The 438-nt window shown below is 32.6% G+C and carries 1 protein-coding gene; it reads right to left on the reverse strand.

The window, feature by feature from the left end; translation table 11 throughout:
* Window positions 1-438 (reverse strand): leucine-rich repeat domain-containing protein (locus tag EK417_RS16555; protein ID WP_369073664.1); only part of this gene is annotated, 438 nt, incomplete at both ends.

Below are 438 nucleotides of genomic sequence, written 5' to 3' on the forward strand. Positions count from 1 at the left end.
TACTTAAATCTAAACGTTCGAGTTTTCTAAATCCTGATAAGTCAGGAAGAAATAAGAGTTCATTGTTTGAAACATTCAGATCTTTAAGGTTTGATGAACGACCAATCTTGTCAGGTAGGTACAAAAGTCTGTTGTGACTTACATCTAATTTTTCAAGATTATCCAATAATTCAAACTCTTCAGGAAGATCTGTAAATTTATTCCTATCTAACTTCAATCTCTTAAGATTTATTAGGGTGAATATATTGCTAGGTAATTTATTAAGATTGTTGCCACCTAAATCAAGTTCCGTCATACCCGAAATCTTCTCTATTTCAGACATCGCTCTAAGTAAAGCCTCGTTATTTAAAGATAACCCTGACAAATCTAACCTCTTTTCTTGCTGCTCTTGCTTCTTAGCCTCTTCTATTCTTCTGCTAAGTTCTTTTAATTGTTGTT

It is taken from the genome of Chryseobacterium candidae, from assembly GCF_004916905.1.
In the GTDB taxonomy this organism is placed as follows: Bacteria; Bacteroidota; Bacteroidia; order Flavobacteriales; family Weeksellaceae; genus Chryseobacterium; species Chryseobacterium candidae.